We start from the raw sequence: 18,810 nt of genomic DNA, 5'->3' as shown, positions 1-18,810 counted from the left end.
TTTTAGACCTCTGGGTCCACCTTCAACCCCAGCGAGGACATTCATCGACCCGCGGCTGGGACTAGCTCACAGCGACACTTTCTATTGAGCGAACCGTGCAGAAGGCAGCGAAGCTCGCCGGCGCGAAGAAATGAACGTCCAGCGCAACGCTGACTTGCCACTGGCCAGAAGCTGCGAAGTGCAGGTGGGCTCGCTCCTTCACTCGGCCGTGATTTCCGAGCTTATTTTGTGCCCGAGAAGGGTCGAGCGCGCCCGGCCCTTCGCAGGCGGGGCACCTTGCGCTCGACCGCCTGGCTACGGGTAACTAACCCGGGCAAAACCGGCCAAGAGAGCGACCGCCCACGCGGTCCCGAGACCCCGCGCGGTCCCGAGACCGGCGCGTTGGGTATCAGCACACGATACGAGGTCGTGACCTCTCGCAAACCCCGGATATGCCCGAACAGGTCGATCACCTCCAGGCCAGACCGGCGATTGTAGGTGTGACACCCCAACGCTCCGGACCAAATGCGACCGACCGGGGTCTGGGCAAACTCCGACGCGCCGAGCGCATCAATCTGGCAGAACGTCACCGCGCCGCCATAACCGCGCGCGCAGTCTTGGACCGGGCGTAGCGTGCGTCCCCCATGTCGGATGACGGCGCCTGCGGGACGGCTGAGCCTTGCATCGAGCAGGACGGGGTTGGCGGCATGGGGCGTCCAGGACCCAGTCAGGCTCTCGGCACGGTAGAGGCTGAGAAGATCCCAGGATGTGGACCTCCAAAGCCTTGGGCTGACGAAAAACCAAAAGCCGCCCTCATGGCAGAGCGGCGTGGTATCGTAGCCCTCAATGCCTTCCATGAGACAGGCCTCCCGCGTCCACCGGTAAGGGAATTCCACTGCCCTGTAGAGGCTGACATTCTTGGCCGCCCCCGATTCGGGGATCATCCAGATCTGCCCATCCTGCTCGAACACGAACGGGTACGAGAGGTGATGCGGTTCCTCTACGACGATCCGGGATGCGCCGGCTGTCCCGTCCCGGTTCACTGCCACGACCGCAATGCACCCCCGGTTCTTCGAGTAGAGGTACTGTTCGACAAAGATGAAATTCTGCCCCTGGTGCCGGAACGGGAACGGGTCGGCAAGGTAGCTGTCGGCATTTCCGGTGAGCACCCGGAAGGCTGCTTCGCCTTTGTCGAGCAGGCTCGCCGATTCATCGAAGCGCCAGCCAATCCCCCACATCCTGCCGCCCCTCGCCAGGACGTCCAAAAGCCCGATCGCCTTCGATGCAACCGTGCCGCTCGCCCTTGCAAGCGCCGAAAGCGCGCCAAACGAGGGCACTGCCGTCCGCGGACCGCGGATACCGGACGCAGTTGAACCGCTTTCCTCGCACAGGGCTTTGAGGATCAGCGGCACAGCGCAGGAAAGGGCGCTGTCGAGCCTCGCTGCCAATAATTCACGGTCTGCACTGGCCGGACGCGCCGTCCACGGCCGCAACGGGCGCGCCGTGTCATGCAGGTCGACGAGAAGATCCTGATGATTCACCCAGGCCGCCACAACTCCGATCTCGCCGGGTGCGCCGTTGAAGACCGGGGTGAGCACGCGCCGCCCCGCCGGGAGCGATTCTGCGCCGCTCAAATCGATCACCACATCCACTTGGTCGGCCGGAGGCGGCGGCAGGCACCGCAGCGCCGCCTGGACGGGGTCGATGGCGCCGTTCCCGCGAAAGCCACAGACCAGTTGTTCGAGTTCCAGCAGCAGACGGCAGATTATCGGCAGCGGGCAGCGACCGGCCGCCAAAGCGCAGAAGACTTCGTTGCCGGGCACTTCAGCGAGCGCTTCTGCCAGCCAGAGGTGCCACCGCAGCAGCCGGGACGAATCGAGACTCAGGCAAATGCGCATTGTTGTTCTCACGGCCGATTTCAAAAAGCCAGCTTACAGCTTCCACGAGAACCACCTCAGGCGATCCGCCTACCCTGGATTCCGCCGCAGGCACGCGAGCCAAGGGCGGCAGATAGAAAGCCGCAGCGCGAGGATGGTTTCCACCCACCATGGTTGCGGGGACTCGCCATGTCGGGAGCCGAACACTTGATTGGGAGATGCCTGAGCACGGGTCCATACTCGAGCGACTGGAAACGGCTAAGCACCACTATGCCCGAACGGCGCCGTGGCTGTGTGAGGTCAGAGGAGGTAATCCTTAGGGGCCATTGCACCCTGTGGCCGGCGAGAGCCAAATGCCAGGATGATCATCGACTGGCAACGAGTGAAAAATGGGCTGCGGAACGCCGGACTGCGGGTGCTGGTGTCCGCGTTGCTGTCCGTTCCGGCAGTCGCGAGCGCCGCGGACGATCCGTCGGCAACATCCCTCATCAAGACTTCCGGAACGAACTTTGCGTTGGACGGCAGGCCGTTCTTCGTGACCGGCGTAAACAACCACTATCTGACCTACCGGTTGCAGGCTGAGGTCACCCGCGTGCTCGACGACGCGGTGGCGATGGGCGCCAATGTGGTCCGCACCTTCTCCAGCCGGTGATCGGGTCGCTCGACGGAAGCAAGCCTACGATGGCGCAAACCTCGGCCCTGGTTGGTAACTTTTTATGCTGAAAACCGGCTTCCGGGTAGGCCGAATCCCGCGTGGAAGCCTGCGTTTCAAAAACCAAGACCATCGCACGTCTATCAAAGAGTTTGGACAGACATTGGCAGCTCAAGTCGGGAGAATTCCTAGATGCGTATTCTGATGCTTGCGCAATCCTATATGTCGATTGGCGTTGGCCAGCGGGGCCACGTCCGCAACCTAACTATCGGTCTCGCCCGCCGCGGTCATGACGTTGCCGTTGCCACAACCGGTCAGCCTGGATCCAAAACCGGGCAGCCCGAGGATGGCGTCAGCAGCGAATGCCGGCAGCCGCCCCCTACGATCTCAGTAATTATCTGTGCCTACTCCGAGGACAGATGGGAGCTGTTGCTTCAGTCGGTGGCCTCGGTTCAGGAGCAGACCTTGCAACCCCGCGAGATCATCGTATCTGTCGACCAGCCCCTGTTCCACCGTTGTGCCGCGCACTGGGCTGACTTCGCAGCATCCGCCCCTCCGATACGGGTGATCCAGAACAAGTATGACGGGCACCTGGGGGCGGCCCGAAACACGGCAGCCGAGACAGCCACTGGAGAGATCCTGGCGTTCCTGGACGACGATGCGGCGGCCGACAGGGACTGGCTCGAGATTCTCATCGAACCCTACCGGGATAAGCGCATCGGCGCCGTCGGCGGGCGCCCCATACCGGTTTTCGAGACGAGCCGCCCGGCCTGGTTTCCTGTGCAGTTCGACTGGGTGTTCGGATGCGCTTATGACGGCCTTCCGACCAGCCGAGGTCCTTTGGCTCACCTCATAGGAGCCAACATGTCGGTGCGGCGGACCCTCCTCGAGCAGGTGGGAGGGTTCCACTCCGACCGTCACGACGACATGGACATGTGTCACCGCGTGGCGCACCTCAGGGGCAGTGAGGCAGTCATCTACGAACCAGCGGCGACCGTTCGCCACTTCGTGCCCGCCTCACGGCCGACCTGGAGGTACTTCTGGCGCCGCTGCCTGTTCGTCAACAAGGGGAAGGTCGAGGCCTTTGCCCAGATGGGCGACGCGGCCACACTGGGTGCAGAGGCCCGCTTCGCCTGGTACGCGCTGACCAAGGGCCTACCGCGGGAGATTTTGCAGGCGGCCAAGGGTGACGCCCACGGGCTGGCCCGGTCCGCGGCGATAGTCGCTGGCGTGGGGCTGGCCGCGGTAGGCCACGTCGCCGGCCGGATCGAGCTGGTGCGGCGCTTGCGCCGGCGGCGCCAACAGGCAACCAAGCAGATACTGGACACAGCCGCGCAAGGCGATGGGCGCGGCAAGTAGATGCCGTCTTCGATAATCATTGGTTCGGGTCCGGCTGCAGCCGCCGCCGTGTTGGCGCTGTCCGATAAACCGGACGAGAAGGTAACCGTGTTCGATCCGGGCACCGTGCTTGACGCGGAGACGCAAGAGGTAATCTCCAGGATGTCCAAGCTGCGTGTCGACAACTGGGATGAGGAGGACGTCCGCGGGGTCAGCCTGCAACCCAAGCGGATCCGGTCCGATTCGCTGCCTGAAAAGAGAAGCTACGGATCCGATTTCCCGTTTGTCAACAAGGGCCAGCTCGACGGCGTCCACTCCGAGGGTAGAGTCAACTCAGCTGTCATATCAAGCGCCTACGGGGGGTTCAGCAACGTCTGGGGAGCCCAGATCATGCCCTTCAGCGCCGCCTCGTTCAAGGGATGGCCGTTCGACTTCTCGGATATGGAAGAGCACTATCGGACGATCCTGGGTCACATTCCTTTCGCTGGAGAGTCCGACGATCTCGAGGAGTGGTTCCCGCTCATCGGATCCCCGGACCCGCTTCCGCCGCTGGCGCCGCGGACGCAGATGGTCCTGGCCAACTACGACCGGCACCGCGATCGAGTGCGCTCCACGGGAATAACGATAGGCCGCGCCCGCCTCGCCTTCTCAGCGCCCGAATGCCAGCCCTGCGGGCTGTGCATGACTGGGTGCCCGCGGTCGCTAGTCTATTCGGCCTCGCACAGCTTCGATCGCTTCAGGCGCAGCGGGAGGATCGCCTACCACAGCGGGCTGCTGGCGGTGCGAGTTGACCAGGAGGGCGACACGGCCGTCGTGCAGGCCCGGGAGCTGTCCAGCGGCCGGATCCAGCGATTCACCGCCGACCGGGTCTTCGTGGGCTGCGGAGCAGTCGGGACCACCCGGCTGATCCTGGGCTCGCTCGGATCGGACCAGCCGGTATATCTTTCGGAATCGGCTCAATTCGTTCTTCCAATGATGTCCATGAAGCCGACCCCCGACCCACGTACAAGGCGCGAGTTCACACTCAACCAGTTCAACATGGTCATCGTCCGGGACGACGAAGGCTTCGATGTCTCACAGATTCACTTCTATCCGTTCAACCAGGCATACTACGATGCGCTTCCCGGCTTCCTCCAACACCGCGCCGCCGCCTTCGTGACGGATCGGCTCCTGAGCCGGTTGACGGTAGGCCTGGGCTACTTGCCGTCCTGGGCATCACCCAAGGTCCGGGTCACCGCCCAGGTGTCCGCAGCTCCTGATGAGCTACCCAAGATCACCCTCACTTCAGAGGGCTTCGGCGAGGCCAGGGTCAGGGGCAAAGACGTGCCTCCGATGCTGCCTGACGTAATAAAGCGGATCCGCAGGGCGGCACCTTACCTTGACTTGTGGCCAGTCACGCCGCGGATGCTGTGGTCGGGCGGGGCTAAGAGCTACCACTTTGGCGGCAGCTTTCCCCACGCCAGTGAGCCGGATACCGGGAGTGCGACGACAGACCGCCTCGGGCGGCTGGCGCGCTGGGACCGTATCCATCTCATCGACGGGTCGGTTTTCCCAAATGTTCCAGCTACTACCTTTACCCTGACTGTGATGGCCAATTCTCATCGCATCGCCTGCGAAGCGATGCAGCTGACGGGTTGAGCGTTCTATGCGTGTCGGTATCACCGGAGCCAACGGATATGTCGGGACCATCCTGCGTGCCGCCTTCGCCGAAGAAGGGCATGAGGTCATCGCGTTCGCCCGTTCGAACCGGGTGACCTCCGACTCTGCCGCCGCAATGGTTGGCGTCGCCGAGTGGCGCCCATACGAGATCAAGCGCCCGCCGTCGGGGGCCGCATTGAGCGACCTAGATGTGCTCATCCACTGTGCATGGGACCTGGCTCTCGTCAGCGCCGGCGATGTGTGGGGTGTCAATGTGTCCGGCTCGCAGCACCTCCTGCGTAATGCCGCCGACGCAGGGGTTCGCCGGGTCATTTTTATCTCCTCGATGTCCGCCTGTAAGGGAACCCGACAGTTGTACGGTCAGGCGAAGCTGGCCTGCGAGCGCACCGCCAGCAGTCTGGGAGGTGTCTCCACCCGCCTCGGACTGGTGTACGGCCCCGGTTGGGGCGGGATGGCAGGCGCGCTCCGCAAGCTCACCAACCTGCCAGTCACACCTCTCATCGGAGCGCGCTCCCATCAGTTCACCGTGCATGAGGCGGACATGGCAGCCGCCATGGTGCGTATTGCCGAGTCGGACATGCCCCTGCCGGAACCGGTAGGGCTGGCCAACCCCGAACCGGTACCGTTCCGACGGCTCATGAAAGAGATCGCCGCATCACAAGGCAGAACACTGCGCGCCGTCGCCGTGCCCTGGCAGCTTGTCAGTGGCGTCCTCAAGGCAGCTGAGGCCCTGCATGTCCCCCTACCCTTCCGATCCGACTCCATCCTTGGGCTCGTGCACCCGGCGGCAGAGGTTCCCGGTGTAGAGCGGCTCAAGCAACTCGGAATCGAGTTTCGGAGCTTCTCGCTGGAGCCCTAAACAGTATGGGAGATCCCACGGCCTTGCCGTGTGACACTAGCAGTTTGACGTTTCCGGGCGTCGACGACTTTCGCCTTCGTGAGCCTCCACGCTTGAGCCGCTTGAGAGGCTCAAGTCTGAAGGCCCCCGGCTTTGCCGGGTGGATGGCTACTCTAGCACATTGCGTGGATATTCTCAGTCGAAGACCGGCGCGATGCGCCAAGAGACATTACCCGCAAACAGCGAAATTGTGCGGTCGGCGCGGTAGCGAAGGCGTCTGGATGCGCGAGGCCGGCGAGATCGCTGAGGAAGCTGAGGCGGCCGGCCCTCGCGACGCCGTCAGCGCGTCGAGCCAACGACCTTCATGCAGCCTCGCTCGGCACGCGGCCTATCGGAGGTAGCTCATAGGAAAGCATTATCGCGTCTACGTTCTGAACGAACACGGCCAATTTATGGGCGGGGTCAACCTCGCCTGCACGGACGACGATGCAGCGAAAGAGCACGCCAACCGGTTAGCAGTATGGCCATGAGGTGGAGCTTTGGCGACTGGTTGCGCAGTTTGTGCCAAGGCCGCCGTGGAAGTCGCGATGAAATTCTCGGACGACCTGATGCGCGAGTCCTCCGTCGCTCAGAAGTACGACGAAGCTTCGCAGCGGGGAGCCGGTTTTCCGAAAGAGACTAACGAACGGCGTTCAGTTCAAGTCGCTGTGCGAAGCGCTGGCTCGCAGACCTGTCAGGAAGAAACAGCACATCGGCAGATTTGGTGCCGGTTGTTCTGGCCTCAATCTCGGATTGGCTTGCCTTTCGGCGCCCGGTCCGGGTCAGCCAGTATGCCTCGTATCCGTTATCCGACAAGAGGCGCAGGACTACCAAAACCGACGCCCCGAACTTGTTCAATCCCTGGTCGGAAAGTTCGACGAACAGGGCCGGGCGGGCGAACCTCAGGATCTCGATCATGCCCTGAAGCGTCAGCAGTTCGGCACCCTGCACATCGATTTTCACGAGCGCCGGGCGCCGGGGTCCCTTGTCCGCGAGCAGTCCGTCGAGCGTCACTGCGGTGACCGGCACGCCGGTACCGTTCTGGGAAAGCTTGTGGTCGGCCGGATAAAGCGGGTTGATTTCGAGAAAGGTCGTGCCGGGCTCGGCGGCGGCGACCACCCTCAGCGCCTCGACGCGGCCAAGGAGACCCGCGCGCTCGAGCGCGCAAATGAGGCCGCTGTAATTCTGATCCTCCGGCTCGATGGCGATCACCTTTCCGCCATCACCGACCCATTCAGCAAAGCGGAGCGAGAAGAAGCCGACATTGGCGCCGACGTCGATGACCAGCGATCCGTCTGGCACGAATTCCCTGAGCTGATCGATTGGGCCTGCTTCAAAATACCTTTTGTACAGGGGATAAAGCGCAAGATAGGCGCGGTGGAAAAGCGGAAGACTCTGCAGGCCGAGCTTGGCGGTCAGCACGTATAGCCTGATAGCCGAATCTCTTAGGAAAACTTTGAGCATTCAGGAACCATCCATGACACCGATGCAGGATTGTTGACAGTGACTTGTCGAGGGGCCCCGCTCGGAGGGCCGCATCGCAACGATCTTCGTTCGGCTATGCAGACTTTATCACTCGATCAAGGCCTGATCGCGGGAATAAGGAGCTACCTCCCGAGGATCGGCGTCGACACACCGCCCCAAGACCACCTGGCTGGATAATGCCGCCACCGCCACGAGCCGGGAGGTTTCCAAGTTACGAACATCAGGAGCACTTCCTCGCATCACCGGCTGGCGTGGCTCAGCTCGGAAAAACCATTGTTTGGTCCCGGCGAACAGCTTCGCTGAGTACGCTCCCGAGCCCAGCCCGGTGACCCAAAAAAACGTGGTCTGGTTCGCCCTGAGGCATGTGGACGGCATTCAACGGCGGCCGACGGACGAAGTCCAAACCCTTGCCCGGACCGCACTATGTTTATGGCTTCCTCACGCCGGCGCCGAACGAGCCGATCCATCCCAAGGTCATGCCGTAATCACACCACGGATGAGGAGCACGACGTTTGGATGTGCGTGCGACATGGGATGAGGCGACGGCGTTGCTGCGGCCGGATGATGGGCTGAAGATTGTAATGCGCGGCGAGGACAAGAGGGTCAGGCAGCAGCCTTAGACCGACTGAGACTTCTATAACCCGGTGCCCTATGGTCGCATCGAGGTCCACCTGCCGCGCCGCAATAAAGTCGGGGTAACCAGTCCTCGTCGTTTCACTATAAGCTTGGCTGTGCCATCGGTAAGCGGCGGCGACCATTGCAATCGCATCTTGGTCAAGCCCCTCGTTACGAGGAGGGCAATATGAAAAGTATATCGAAGTACATTTGTTTCACAGCGCTCATGATCGTCACGTGCTGCACGAGTGGTGGAGGTGGTGGATCGTCGCTGCTACCGCCGGCTGGGTACACTACCAGTCAGCTGATATTCGAGGACACCTTCACGGGGCACTCGCTCGACTCCACGAAGTGGACACCGGCGATCGCGGACCAGAACGGTATCTGGCAGCAGAGCGTGCCGTCGCCGTACTCCGCGGTGAACGCTGGCGGATTCAACGCCGAGTACTTCGACCCGGCTCAGATCAGCACTGGCCCATCAGGCTTGAAGATCGTTGCGACGAGAAGCAACCGGTTCGCCGGGTACACGTGGAAGTCGGGCGCCATCTGCACGCACGGCAAGTTCACGTTTGCCGGTGGCTACGCCCAGATACGCATGAAGCAGCCGGACGTCAGCACTGGCGGATGGCCAGGCTTCTGGCATCTCGAGGGCGGGGCCGAGATCGACACGCAGGAGGGCGGGTTCCTCAACGGCTCCGTGTCGAGCAACGGAGTGCTGGCAAACGCCTTGTTGGCTGCCACCAACGAGCAGCGGTTCTTCGATGCTGGTGTGGACCTGTCGGCCGACTACCACGTCTGGGGCATGGAGTACATACCGGGCGTGTCAATCAAGTTCTATTTCGATGGTGTGCTCAAGCGAACCGTCACTACGAACGTGCCGACCGATGCCATGACCCTGCTCATTAATCTGAGTATCGCCAACAGCAGCGCGTCTGGCTGGCACACGGCCTACGACAGTTCGACCCCGGCAACGCTCGAACTGGAGGTGACCGACGTTCAGGTCTACCACCTGAGCATGACCGACCGCATCGAGGGGTGACGATACGAAAGTGAGCGCTGCGTACTGCTCGTAGAACGGAGCAGGAACTAAGCGGCGAGTAGCGAGACTGGCCGGCGCAGCGGCCGCAAGCCGTCGGTGGGCGTCGGATCGGCGCCCCAGACGTAGTCCCCCGTCAGACCGACATGCTCTCACCCTAGCGGCGCGACGTGCTTCACGAACTCGGCCTCAACGGTGCGCTTCCCGCAGGTGAGCATGCCGATAGCGAGCACATTGACTTTCATGAACCTCAGGAGGTCGATGTCATCCTTGTCCCATTCGATCACCTGCGATCGATCATGGCAGCGGTTCGATCGGCACGGTTCGTCGACCCGCACGGCGGCGGTTATCCACGCGGAGGCAAATGAGATTGATGCGGCGCGCGCCCGACGCCTTCAGCTGAAGCGCCTCGCAAGTTGGGCGGTGAGCTTGTGCGAGGGTCTCCGCGGCGCCGATCGGTTCCGCGAAGGCGCGACGGACTTCGATCAGTTCCTGCGGGGCGGATCGACTCGATTGGCTTGCCGACATGGCCGGTCGCGAGGCCGACGAGCCAACCGGCTCACTGGACAGTGGTACCAGCGATGAGAACCTATCACTGTTCGGGGGCCTTCATCGCGACGGTCACACCATCATCCGGTTCCGCATGCCACCGAATTCGCCGATCGCGCGGGCCGACAGATCACGCTGCACGAATCCTCAACGACGATGTGGCATCGGGCAAGAATTCGCTTCTGAACGCCATGAGGTTGCTCCCATGAGTCTTCTGGAGAGCCTGCGAATCGCCACGCACGCGCTTCGCGGGATCAGGCTGCGGAGCGCCTTGACCGTTCTTGGGATCGCCGTTGGCGTCGCCGCACAGGCGAGCGCGGTGCAATTCAGTCCGGATCAGCAAAATGGGGCTACCCCTGAGGAACGATCGCGGATCGGAGAAAACCATGCGATGAATTCAGAATGACGCGTGAGACGCATGACCTTAACGACGAGCGCAGAGCTTAACGCCAAGCCCGGTCGAACTCCCGGCTCTCCAGCGGTCAAAGGCTTGTAAATGGAAGTTGTCATTGCAATCCCGAAGACTTAAGGCGCCAAAGCTTACGCACGAATAGGGCAAATCCGATTGGGTGAACCGCACGCTATTCTTGTATCGGGAGTTGCGGGCTTCGTAGGAAGCAAGCTCGCAAGGCTCTTTGTTGATCGTGGATATCCGGTCTTCGGCTTTGATGACCTGTCACGAGGTTCTCGGCAAAACCTAAGTGGCCTCCTCACGCATGAGAGGTTCATTTTTGAGAAGGTGGATCTCTCAGACGCCGGTGCAGTGAGAAGCCGCTTTATGAATTGTCACAGTCGCATTCCGATTTCCGAAGTTTGGCACATGGCTGCCAATTCGGACATTGCTGCGGGAATCGCCGATGCCTCTGTTGATCTACGCGACACCTTTCTATCGACGTTCAACGTGTTGAACGCGATGAAGGAGGCGGGGGTTCCGTTCCTTGCTTTCGCTTCCAGTTCAGCAGTATACGGCGATTTGGGAGAGGCTCCGATTAGAGAGGATGTCGGGCCGCTGCTGCCCGTTTCCAATTACGGTGCTATGAAGCTCGCATCGGAGGCGCTAATCAGCGCTGCCGTCGAGAACTGGCTAGCTCGGGCTTTGCTCTTTCGCTTTCCGAACGTGATCGGCGTCCCAGCAACACACGGTGTCATTCTAGATTTCGTGAGAAAGCTTCGGATCACGCCAAACAAGCTGAATGTTTTGGGATCGGGGCGACAGCAGAAAGCATATCTTCACGTCAATGATCTGATTGATGCAATTGTATACTTGCGTGCGAACGCATCCGAGCGGCTTGGCTATTACAATATCGGCCCCGGGGACAACGGGGTAACCGTTAGCTTCATAGCGGAGACGACTGTCGGGGCTGTCGCACCGGGCGCGGGGATCGAATATGGAGTTGAAGACCGCGGTTGGACGGGGGATGTTCCCCGATTTTCCTATGACATAGCAAAAATCAGTGCACTCGGTTGGCGGCCCCAGCTTGGTTCGGCTGATGCTGTTCGAAAAGCCGTCGTAGAAATCGTGCGACAGGAAGGACACCTGTGATGCAGGCGGTTGTACTTGCGGGCGGTCGAGGGACGCGGCTCAGGAGCCGGACAAGTGACTTGCCCAAGTCGCTGGTCAACGTTGGCGGCAGGCCACTTCTTGAGCATCAAATCGTCCTCGCTAAGCAACACGGTATCGAGAGGATCTTGATTCTGGTGAACCACGCTGCCGAGCAAATCGTGGAGTTTTGCAATCAGCGCGAGAATTGGGGGATTGACGTTCTTTGCGTAAATGACGGTGCGCCTCGCGGGACTGCTGGAGCAGTTCTGTCCGTTTTGGATCTGCTCGACGACGACTTCCTTACGATCTATGGCGACACGATGCTCGACATCGATCTCACCCGCTTCAAGTGCTTCCATGAAAAACACAAGGCAGCAGCCGCAACAGTTTTCACCCATCCGAATGATCACCCGCATGATTCCGATCTGATAGACACGTCAGAAGACGGTATGGTTACCGCGTTCTATCCATATCCACACGATCCCGGTTGCTATTACCCCAACAAGGTCAGCGCGGCTCTTTACTATATTCGAAGACAAGCTTTATTCCGGTGGCGCGCCACAGTAACTCCGCTCGACTTTGGCAAAGACCTTTTTCCTGAAATGCTTCGGGCCGGTATGAAAATTAGAAGCTACAACAGCCCTGAGTACATAAAAGACGCTGGGACCCCGGCGCGACTTGACAAGGTTTGCGCCGACTTTGAATCGGGCTGCATAGCCCGAGCTTCCCTCAGTTCTCCGCAGAAAGCAGTATTTTTGGACAGGGATGGGTGCATCAATGTTGACTATGGACACATCGATCGTCCCGAACGCTTCGAACTGATTGACGGAGCTGCGGCCGCGATCGCTTGTTTCAACCGAGCCGAATACCGGACAATTGTCGTCACTAACCAACCCGTTGTGGCCCGAGGCAATTGCTCTGCACGAGACTTGCGGATGATCCATAACAAGATGGAGACTGAGCTTGGCCGCTGTGGAGCTTTTGTTGATGCCATCTATTTCTGCCCGCACCATCCAGATCGCGGCTTTATCGGTGAGGTGGAAGAGCTGAAGATCCGCTGTGAATGCCGCAAGCCTTCTATTGGGTTGATTAATGAGGCCGTCGAGGCATTCAATATCGATCGCAGCCAATCCTGGGTCATCGGCGATTCATCTACGGATGTCGCTCTTGCAAAGCGGTCTGGCATCAGATCGATCCTCGTCGAGACGGGCGCGGGCGGGTTGGATAGCAAGTATCATGTCACGCCTGACTATACTGTCTCAGACTTGTTGGAGGCAGCTAAGTTCATTCTCGCCGTTCATCCACCCTTGATAAATTCAGCATCTGATCTGATCTCCCATGTGAAGCCAGGTGATGTTTGTTTCGTAGGGGGCCTCTCCCGGAGCGGAAAGAGTTTTCTTTCCAGCGCTATCGCGGAGGTTCTTCGCGGGCGCGGCTTTGAGACGGAAATCGTTGCTCTTGATCGCTGGATACGGTCCGTCGCGGATCGCGAACCAACCGTGATGGGTCGCACAAATGTGGACGAGATCAGGCAGGTTCTAAGCCGCTTAGTGGGAGTTCGCTCTCGCGAGACGCACGAACTGCCCTTTTACGAAAAGCTCAGCCGCATATCGCATCCAAGATCGGAAAGGATAACCGTTTCTCCGGAAACCGTCCTGGTCGTGGAAGGAACCGTCGCTCTTTGGCTGTCCGATCTGGTTTTGGGCGGTCGTGCACACACATTTTTCGTTGATATTGATGAGGAGGTGCGGATGTCCAGAGTAGCGCGAGAATACTTGCGGCGAGGTATGGATTGGGGGACTGCAGCCAGTATTTACAGTTCGCGCCAAGAGGACGAGACACCGATCGTGTTGGCATCGCGGGCGCAAGCTGAACATTGCGTCCAATTGCGGGCGATTGAGCTGACAGAGGCAGTTCAATGATCATTAGTCAGACGCCGTTTCGAGTCAGCTTTGTGGGAGGTGGTAGCGATCTTCCTGCCTTCTATCGGCAGGAAGGTGGCGCCGTCCTAAGCGTTGCTATCGACAAGTACGTCTACGTGAATGTGAACCGCAAGTTCGATAGTGGCACTCGAATCGCTTATTCGAAAACGGAAGAAGTAGACAGTGTTGAGCACATCCAGCATCCGATTGTAAGGGCGACGATGGGATATCTTGGGATCCCTGGAGGAGTTGAGATAACAACTATTGCCGATATTCCTTCGAAGGGAACAGGACTTGGATCCTCAAGCACTTTTACCGTTGGCCTTCTGCATGCACTAAACGCGTTTCGTGGGCAGTATGTCTCCAAAGCAAGGCTCGGCGCTGATAGTTGTCGCATTGAGATCGAATTTTGTGGCGCTCCCATTGGAAAGCAAGATCAATACGCCGCCGCTTTTGGGGGGTTGAATCTTATCGAGTTTCACCCTGATGAAAGCGTCTCGGTGTCACCAATCATATGCCCAGGTGATTTTATCGCTTCAATTGAGAAACAAGTTCTCATGTTTTACACCGGCATTACGCGTAGTGCTTCAGACATTCTCGTCCGACAGTCAGAGGGCATCGCAAGAGCACCGGACAAGCGGAAAGCGCTCAGGCGGATGGTCGAGCTCACGTATCACCTTCGTGATGAACTGCATCGATGCAACCTCGACGCCTTCGGCGAAATCCTCCATGAGAACTGGCTCTTAAAAAAGAGCCTCTCTGAAGAAATCACGAACGATGTAATCGATGGCTGGTACCGAACTGCGTTGCGAGCAGGTGCCACGGGCGGCAAGTTACTTGGAGCAGGTGCAGGAGGTTTTCTCATGTTCTTCGCGCCTCTCGATCGCCACGACGCAATCAAAGTAGCCCTCGGGGAGCTAAAGCATATCCCTGCGAAGTTCGACTTCGTCGGGAGTCGCATCGTTCATTATCAACCGACATCGGAGGCCACCCAATGAATGACTTCAGCGGCAGCGCTCAAGTATATTTCGAGAAGCTCGAGACCGTTCTGGCTTCATTAGATCACCAGAGCTTTGATAACGCAGTAGCCTTGGTCGCGCAGGCACAGGAAGACGGCAAGCAAATAATCACCCTTGGAAATGGTGGCAGTTCACTGACAGCGCTACACTTTATCACGGACTGGAACAAGAGCATCTATCTCTCTACGAAGCGCCCGTTTCGTGGTCGGACGCTGATCGACAATGTGGGCCTTACATTTGCCTACGCCAACGATGTTTCTTTCGAGGATGTATTCGTCGAGCAGCTGAAGAACATCCTGAACGATGGCGACTTGGTCATTGCCATTTCGGGCAGCGGGAACTCGGAAAACGTTTTGCGCGCTGTTCGATACGCTAATGATCATAGCGCAGTCACGTTGGGTCTTTGTGGATATAGTGGAGGAGCGCTCAAGCAGATCGTCCAACACGTGGTTTGGGCGAATGTGAATGACATGCAACTAGCGGAAGATATACATTCTATGTTCGGGCATGTCGTTATGCAGCGTCTTTGTTTTGGAAGTACACAACAGTGGAGCGATTGGCGACAACGGCTCAGCGCTGCTGGAGGCCTCAATTCAAATCGAGCTGGCGCCGAGACGGCTTGGCAACCCTGATCGAGAACAAGCCATGCCGCAGTTGGACGAACGCGGCCAATTTATAGGCGGGGTCAACCTTGCCTGTACATACGATGATACGGCGAAAGAGCAGGCCAGGCGGTTCGCAGACGGCCGCAAGTGGAGCTTCGGCGCCTGGTTGCGCCGTTCAAATTTGACAATCCGCGGGACCGGCCCGCGGCTACGAAGCGCCCTCGCGCCCGAGGGCGACGTTTCAGCCATTTCAAAGAGCCACTTAAGGACCATACTTCCCTTGGGTCTTCGCGCTGTTCAGATCTTGAAAAATTCGATCCTGATGCAGGCGCGCTGGCGTGGCGATCAAACGGCCTGTCCGGTGCTGTAGGGGCTGCGCTCGATGACGGTGCCAGCCTTCCACCTCGATCCGCGCAAACGGCACGGTCGAACATCCGGGCCTGCAGTTCCACCGTTCCACCCACAAGCACGTCAGCTAGTCCGCCACGCAGCAACGGCAGATATTCCGGCTGCCCCTCTCGATCACCTCATGGACACGGGCGGTGCGCTCGAGCCACGGATGCCCAAACCAGCGCAACATTTCAGCCGAAGGACACGGTTTTGGTAGGGCGTCCGGAAGGCTGTTTCGGTGCGGCCGTTCGACACACTGCCTACATTAGAAGGTGTTAATAAGTTATCGTCTAGCCTCATTCTCGCCGCAAATGGCAGGTTGGGTTACGTACATCGTCCTCGAATGATCAATTCACGCAGGTACAATGCCGTGCGTGAATAAGTTAGAGAACGAAAATACCTGCGTTTTACTTATGGACGCGGGTCGAATTAAAACAAAAAAACGCAATGAGCTAATGGTATACGGTACTTACACTATACGACAAGCTCGGCGGTACGTCTGCCGGAAGAGTTGCCCTCACTTCAATCCGGCTGCGGCTGGAACCGTTGAACACCTTGCGGGGCGTCGGCAGCGACAGCGTATATGGTTCAAGGAGGAGGCCCTGATGGGCATTCCCGTTGACAAAACTCACCTTCGAGGGCGGGCTCAACGTTAAGCTCGCTCGACAATATGTCTGGGGCGAGGACTTCCAAATCTCCGCTACTTTGCAATCCGTTCGCGTTGCCTAGCTGCGGGCATGCTCATGTCGCGTGCCTCGGCCATGCGCGGCAGTAGAAATCCCTTTTTTCAACCTCAAAGAGGATCACCGAATGGCACTTTCCACACCTGCAGGCTTTGCCTCTAGCGACTTGGTCTACGAGGAGGACTTCTCCGGTACGGCGCTCGACAGCAACTGGCACACCTACATCACCAGCAATGCCGCTAATGGCTGGCCGTGGAACGACAATGGATCGGGCGGAAGTGGGATGGGCAACCAGTTTAACGCCGAATACTTTATGCCGAGCCAAGATACGGTGAGCAACGGGCTGTTGAATCTCACGGCAATCCAACAGCCCGTCAACGGCGTGGTTCAGGGGACGGCACAAACATTCCCGATCACGTCCGGCGCCGTCAGCAGCTATGGCAACTTCGAATTTAACGGCGGCTACCTTCAGATCAGCATGCAGGCGTCGAGCGGCGACGGCGCGTGGCCAGGCCTCTGGATGATGCCCGGCCAAGGCGCGGGCAGCAGCGGCGACAATTTTGAGATCGATATACAGGAGGGTGGCTTTACCGGCTCGGGGCCCACAGACCATAATTTCGCCTGGCACCTCCACGGGCCGTCAGGGGCGACCGGTGGCGTCGTCGACAGCGGCGTCGACCTCACGGCGGGTTTCCACACGTACGGCATCAACTGGGTGCCCGGTGAATCGATCACCTGGTATCTGGACGGGAAGCAGATGGCGCAAGTGACCAGCGCACAGGCAGTGATCCCGGATGAACCGATGGAATTGATGATGAGCAATTCGGTCGCGAATTCGAACGCGACCGGATGGCGTACGGCTCTCGACAGCTCGACCCCATCGTCAATGCAGATGCAGATCGACGAGGTGCAGCTCTATCAAAAGATAGGTAGCGGCGACACTGTCACGGGGGCGAACGTCGCTCCCCCAATCACTGGCTCGACCGCGACCGAGACTGGGTCTGGAACCGGGACTGTCGCTCCTTCCGGCGACACCAGCGATGGCACCTTGTACGGCACCAGCGGCGCCGATGTATTGCATGGAACCAGCGGCCACACGATGATCGGCTATGGCGGCAACGACACTTACTATGTCGATAATGCCAACGAGAAGGTGGTTGAGGCAGTGGGCGGCGGCAACGACAGTGTGATCGCCTCGGTGAGCTATGCGCTTTCGGCCGGCTCGGAGATCGAGCATCTCGCCACCAACAACCCGTCCGGCACGAAGACGATGACCCTCACCGGCAACGAGTTCGCCCAGACCATCCAGGGCAATGCCGGCAACAATGTCATCAACGGTGGGCTCGGCGCCGACGTCTTGACCGGTTACGGAGGCCACGATGCCTTCTCGTTCAACACTGCTCTTGGAGCCGGCAATGTCGATAAGATCACGGACTTCAAGCGCTCCCAGGACATGTTCCATCTCAGCGATACCGTTTTTGCCGGGCTTCAGCCGGGAGGGCTTCCATCCAAAGCTTTCTTTGTTGGTGCAGCCGCGCATGACAGTTCCGATCATATCATCTACAACAGTGAAACTGGGGCGCTCTCTTTCGACAGTGACGGGGCTGGCGGCGCATCGCAAATACAGTTCGCCACTCTTTCCCCACATCTCTCGCTCGCCGCAGCCTCATTCTATGTGACCTGAAGGAACGCGGGGCTGCCGTGACCAAACAAGGACTGGATAAACAGCACCTCAAAGCCACGATCCCGAACCGAAGTCAGCGTAGCGAAAGGCGGGAGCCTGGTTTTCGGAGAAGATCTGCTCAAGCGAAAGAGATGGGTTCCATCCCGATGCCATCGGGATGGAACAGGCTCTAGTTGTGAGCTTCTGTAGGTTGTCCATTCGGACCGAATCGAGGAGACTGGAGTACCAAGCGTACGCATCCGGTGAAGACCGCAGACGTGCGCATCCGGCGGCCAGGAGAACCTGAGCACCGGAGTGCTGGGGTCAAGCTTTCTTTGGGGAGACGCGATGATATTCTTCGAGGAGGAGTTTGACCTCCTCGATGCCTTCATCGGTGAAGGCCAAGATCCCGTCGTCATCGTTGGCGCCGTAGACCCAGATGACGCCGTCCTCGGGCTCGAGACCGAGGGTCAGGTCCTGGATGAGCGCTTCGCTGACGCCGAGGTCCCTGGCGACACGATCGACGGTGTAGACGTGATGCACCTTATTGCGCTGCATGATCAGGCCGCCGCTGGTTGGGTCCGCAATTTTGCGGATCTCCAATTCCACGGCAGCAAATCATCGATCCGATGGGCCGGATAGGCGGGCAGTCGGGCGAGGACGTCGGCGAGCCAGGCCTGCGGGTCGACATCGTTCATCTTGGCGCTGACGATCAGGCTGTAGAGAACGGCCGCGCGCTGTCCGCCGCGATCGGAACCGCAGAACAGCCAGGACTTTCTTCCGAGAGCCATCTCGGGGTCATTCTGCCCATGTTGGGCAGGAGGTCGAGGTCTATTACCGTTGGCACCCGTATTTCGGACGTCGGCTTCGCTGCGAGAACAGCGAAGAGCGCGCCAACGGCCGGATCATTCATCTCGT

The 18,810-nt window shown here is 59.5% G+C and carries 16 protein-coding genes and 2 pseudogenes; 13 read left to right on the top strand and 5 right to left on the bottom strand.

Annotated elements, in window-relative coordinates; translation table 11 throughout:
- Positions 1–221: 221 nt before the first annotated feature.
- A complete protein-coding gene (locus tag NKI24_RS15740) occupies positions 222–1,877 on the bottom strand; it encodes a glucosamine inositolphosphorylceramide transferase family protein (protein WP_352744549.1) in 1,656 nt (551 codons plus the stop codon).
- 340 nt (positions 1,878–2,217) lie between these two features.
- On the opposite strand from NKI24_RS15740, the gene NKI24_RS15735 reads away from it, so the two are divergent.
- From NKI24_RS15735 to NKI24_RS15720, 4 genes are all read left to right on the top strand, one after another.
- Entirely contained in the window at positions 2,218–2,508 is a 291-nt protein-coding gene (locus NKI24_RS15735) for a hypothetical protein (RefSeq protein ID WP_352746488.1), read from the top strand.
- Between the two features lie 192 nt (positions 2,509–2,700).
- Positions 2,701–3,867, top strand: coding sequence for a glycosyltransferase family 2 protein (locus tag NKI24_RS15730; protein ID WP_352744546.1), 1,167 nt, complete (start codon positions 2,701–2,703; stop codon positions 3,865–3,867).
- A complete protein-coding gene (locus NKI24_RS15725; RefSeq protein ID WP_352450575.1) occupies positions 3,868–5,484 on the top strand; it encodes a Rossmann-fold NAD(P)-binding domain-containing protein in 1,617 nt (538 codons plus the stop codon).
- A gap of 7 nt (positions 5,485–5,491) precedes the next feature.
- Positions 5,492–6,364 (top strand): NAD-dependent epimerase/dehydratase family protein, encoded by an 873-nt coding sequence (locus NKI24_RS15720; protein ID WP_352746484.1) that lies wholly within the window; start codon positions 5,492–5,494, stop codon positions 6,362–6,364.
- Positions 6,365–7,021: 657 nt separating this feature from the next.
- Here the strand turns inward: NKI24_RS15720 and NKI24_RS15715 are convergent.
- Positions 7,022–7,804 carry an FkbM family methyltransferase gene (locus NKI24_RS15715; RefSeq protein WP_352746481.1) on the bottom strand — a complete coding sequence of 261 codons (783 nt, stop codon included), beginning with the start codon at positions 7,802–7,804 and terminating at the stop codon, positions 7,022–7,024.
- Positions 7,805–8,037: 233 nt separating this feature from the next.
- On the opposite strand from NKI24_RS15715, the pseudogene NKI24_RS35955 reads away from it, so the two are divergent.
- Both NKI24_RS35955 and NKI24_RS15710 read left to right on the top strand, forming a co-directional pair.
- Positions 8,038–8,487, top strand: a pseudogene (locus NKI24_RS35955) (SOS response-associated peptidase family protein); the annotation flags it as partial.
- A gap of 182 nt (positions 8,488–8,669) precedes the next feature.
- Positions 8,670–9,521: a glycoside hydrolase family 16 protein gene (locus NKI24_RS15710; protein WP_352746478.1), complete on the top strand. Its 852-nt coding sequence runs from the start codon at positions 8,670–8,672 to the stop codon at positions 9,519–9,521.
- A gap of 149 nt (positions 9,522–9,670) precedes the next feature.
- Here NKI24_RS15710 and NKI24_RS15705 read toward each other — a convergent pair whose 3' ends face one another.
- Positions 9,671–9,856 (bottom strand): hypothetical protein, encoded by a 186-nt coding sequence (locus NKI24_RS15705; RefSeq protein WP_352450696.1) that lies wholly within the window; start codon positions 9,854–9,856, stop codon positions 9,671–9,673.
- Between the two features lie 188 nt (positions 9,857–10,044).
- On the opposite strand from NKI24_RS15705, the gene NKI24_RS15700 reads away from it, so the two are divergent.
- From NKI24_RS15700 to NKI24_RS15670, 7 genes are all read left to right on the top strand, one after another.
- A complete protein-coding gene (locus tag NKI24_RS15700; RefSeq protein WP_352450571.1) occupies positions 10,045–10,473 on the top strand; it encodes a hypothetical protein in 429 nt (142 codons plus the stop codon).
- 159 nt (positions 10,474–10,632) lie between these two features.
- Complete coding sequence (locus NKI24_RS15695) at positions 10,633–11,610, top strand: NAD-dependent epimerase/dehydratase family protein (protein WP_352450570.1); 978 nt, start codon at positions 10,633–10,635, stop codon at positions 11,608–11,610.
- Positions 11,610–13,532: an HAD-IIIA family hydrolase gene (locus NKI24_RS15690; RefSeq protein WP_352746661.1), complete on the top strand. Its 1,923-nt coding sequence runs from the start codon at positions 11,610–11,612 to the stop codon at positions 13,530–13,532. The genes NKI24_RS15695 and NKI24_RS15690 overlap by 1 nt, the downstream gene beginning before the upstream one ends.
- Positions 13,529–14,530 carry a GHMP family kinase ATP-binding protein gene (locus NKI24_RS15685; RefSeq protein WP_352746475.1) on the top strand — a complete coding sequence of 334 codons (1,002 nt, stop codon included), beginning with the start codon at positions 13,529–13,531 and terminating at the stop codon, positions 14,528–14,530. The genes NKI24_RS15690 and NKI24_RS15685 overlap by 4 nt, the downstream gene beginning before the upstream one ends.
- The gene (locus tag NKI24_RS15680; protein WP_352746473.1) at positions 14,527–15,183 is read left to right on the top strand and encodes an SIS domain-containing protein; all 657 of its coding nucleotides are present in this window, start codon (positions 14,527–14,529) and stop codon (positions 15,181–15,183) included. The genes NKI24_RS15685 and NKI24_RS15680 overlap by 4 nt, the downstream gene beginning before the upstream one ends.
- 13 nt (positions 15,184–15,196) lie before the next feature.
- Positions 15,197–15,526: a hypothetical protein gene (locus tag NKI24_RS15675; protein WP_352746471.1), complete on the top strand. Its 330-nt coding sequence runs from the start codon at positions 15,197–15,199 to the stop codon at positions 15,524–15,526.
- A gap of 830 nt (positions 15,527–16,356) precedes the next feature.
- On the top strand, positions 16,357–17,913 hold the full coding sequence (locus tag NKI24_RS15670; protein ID WP_352746469.1) for a family 16 glycosylhydrolase: 1,557 nt from the start codon (positions 16,357–16,359) through the stop codon (positions 17,911–17,913).
- Between the two features lie 303 nt (positions 17,914–18,216).
- On the opposite strand, the gene NKI24_RS15665 is transcribed toward NKI24_RS15670, so the two are convergent.
- On the bottom strand, positions 18,217–18,450 hold the full coding sequence (locus NKI24_RS15665) for a hypothetical protein (protein WP_023731894.1): 234 nt from the start codon (positions 18,448–18,450) through the stop codon (positions 18,217–18,219).
- A 2-nt stretch (positions 18,451–18,452) separates the two neighbouring features.
- Positions 18,453–18,683, bottom strand: a pseudogene (locus NKI24_RS15660) (transposase domain-containing protein); the annotation flags it as partial.
- Between the last annotated feature and the right edge of the window lie 127 nt (positions 18,684–18,810).

Source organism: Mesorhizobium sp. M0701 (assembly GCF_040320365.1).
In the GTDB taxonomy this organism is placed as follows: Bacteria; Pseudomonadota; Alphaproteobacteria; order Rhizobiales; family Rhizobiaceae; genus Mesorhizobium.
This window is presented reverse-complemented; position numbering and strand designations above follow the sequence as displayed.

What these genes read in the sequence shown, in the direction of transcription:
- NKI24_RS15740 (WP_352744549.1), bottom strand. Translation starts at nt 1,877, where the DNA reads ATGCGCATTTGCCTGAGTCTCGATTCGTCCCGGCTGCTGCGGTGGCAC.
- NKI24_RS15735 (WP_352746488.1), top strand. Translation starts at nt 2,218, where the DNA reads ATGATCATCGACTGGCAACGAGTGAAAAATGGGCTGCGGAACGCCGGA.
- NKI24_RS15730 (WP_352744546.1), top strand. Translation starts at nt 2,701, where the DNA reads ATGCGTATTCTGATGCTTGCGCAATCCTATATGTCGATTGGCGTTGGC.
- NKI24_RS15725 (WP_352450575.1), top strand. Translation starts at nt 3,868, where the DNA reads ATGCCGTCTTCGATAATCATTGGTTCGGGTCCGGCTGCAGCCGCCGCC.
- NKI24_RS15720 (WP_352746484.1), top strand. Translation starts at nt 5,492, where the DNA reads ATGCGTGTCGGTATCACCGGAGCCAACGGATATGTCGGGACCATCCTG.
- NKI24_RS15710 (WP_352746478.1), top strand. Translation starts at nt 8,670, where the DNA reads ATGAAAAGTATATCGAAGTACATTTGTTTCACAGCGCTCATGATCGTC.
- NKI24_RS15700 (WP_352450571.1), top strand. Translation starts at nt 10,045, where the DNA reads ATGGCCGGTCGCGAGGCCGACGAGCCAACCGGCTCACTGGACAGTGGT.
- NKI24_RS15690 (WP_352746661.1), top strand. Translation starts at nt 11,610, where the DNA reads ATGCAGGCGGTTGTACTTGCGGGCGGTCGAGGGACGCGGCTCAGGAGC.
- NKI24_RS15685 (WP_352746475.1), top strand. Translation starts at nt 13,529, where the DNA reads ATGATCATTAGTCAGACGCCGTTTCGAGTCAGCTTTGTGGGAGGTGGT.
- NKI24_RS15680 (WP_352746473.1), top strand. Translation starts at nt 14,527, where the DNA reads ATGAATGACTTCAGCGGCAGCGCTCAAGTATATTTCGAGAAGCTCGAG.
- NKI24_RS15675 (WP_352746471.1), top strand. Translation starts at nt 15,197, where the DNA reads ATGCCGCAGTTGGACGAACGCGGCCAATTTATAGGCGGGGTCAACCTT.
- NKI24_RS15670 (WP_352746469.1), top strand. Translation starts at nt 16,357, where the DNA reads ATGGCACTTTCCACACCTGCAGGCTTTGCCTCTAGCGACTTGGTCTAC.
- NKI24_RS15665 (WP_023731894.1), bottom strand. Translation starts at nt 18,450, where the DNA reads ATGCAGCGCAATAAGGTGCATCACGTCTACACCGTCGATCGTGTCGCC.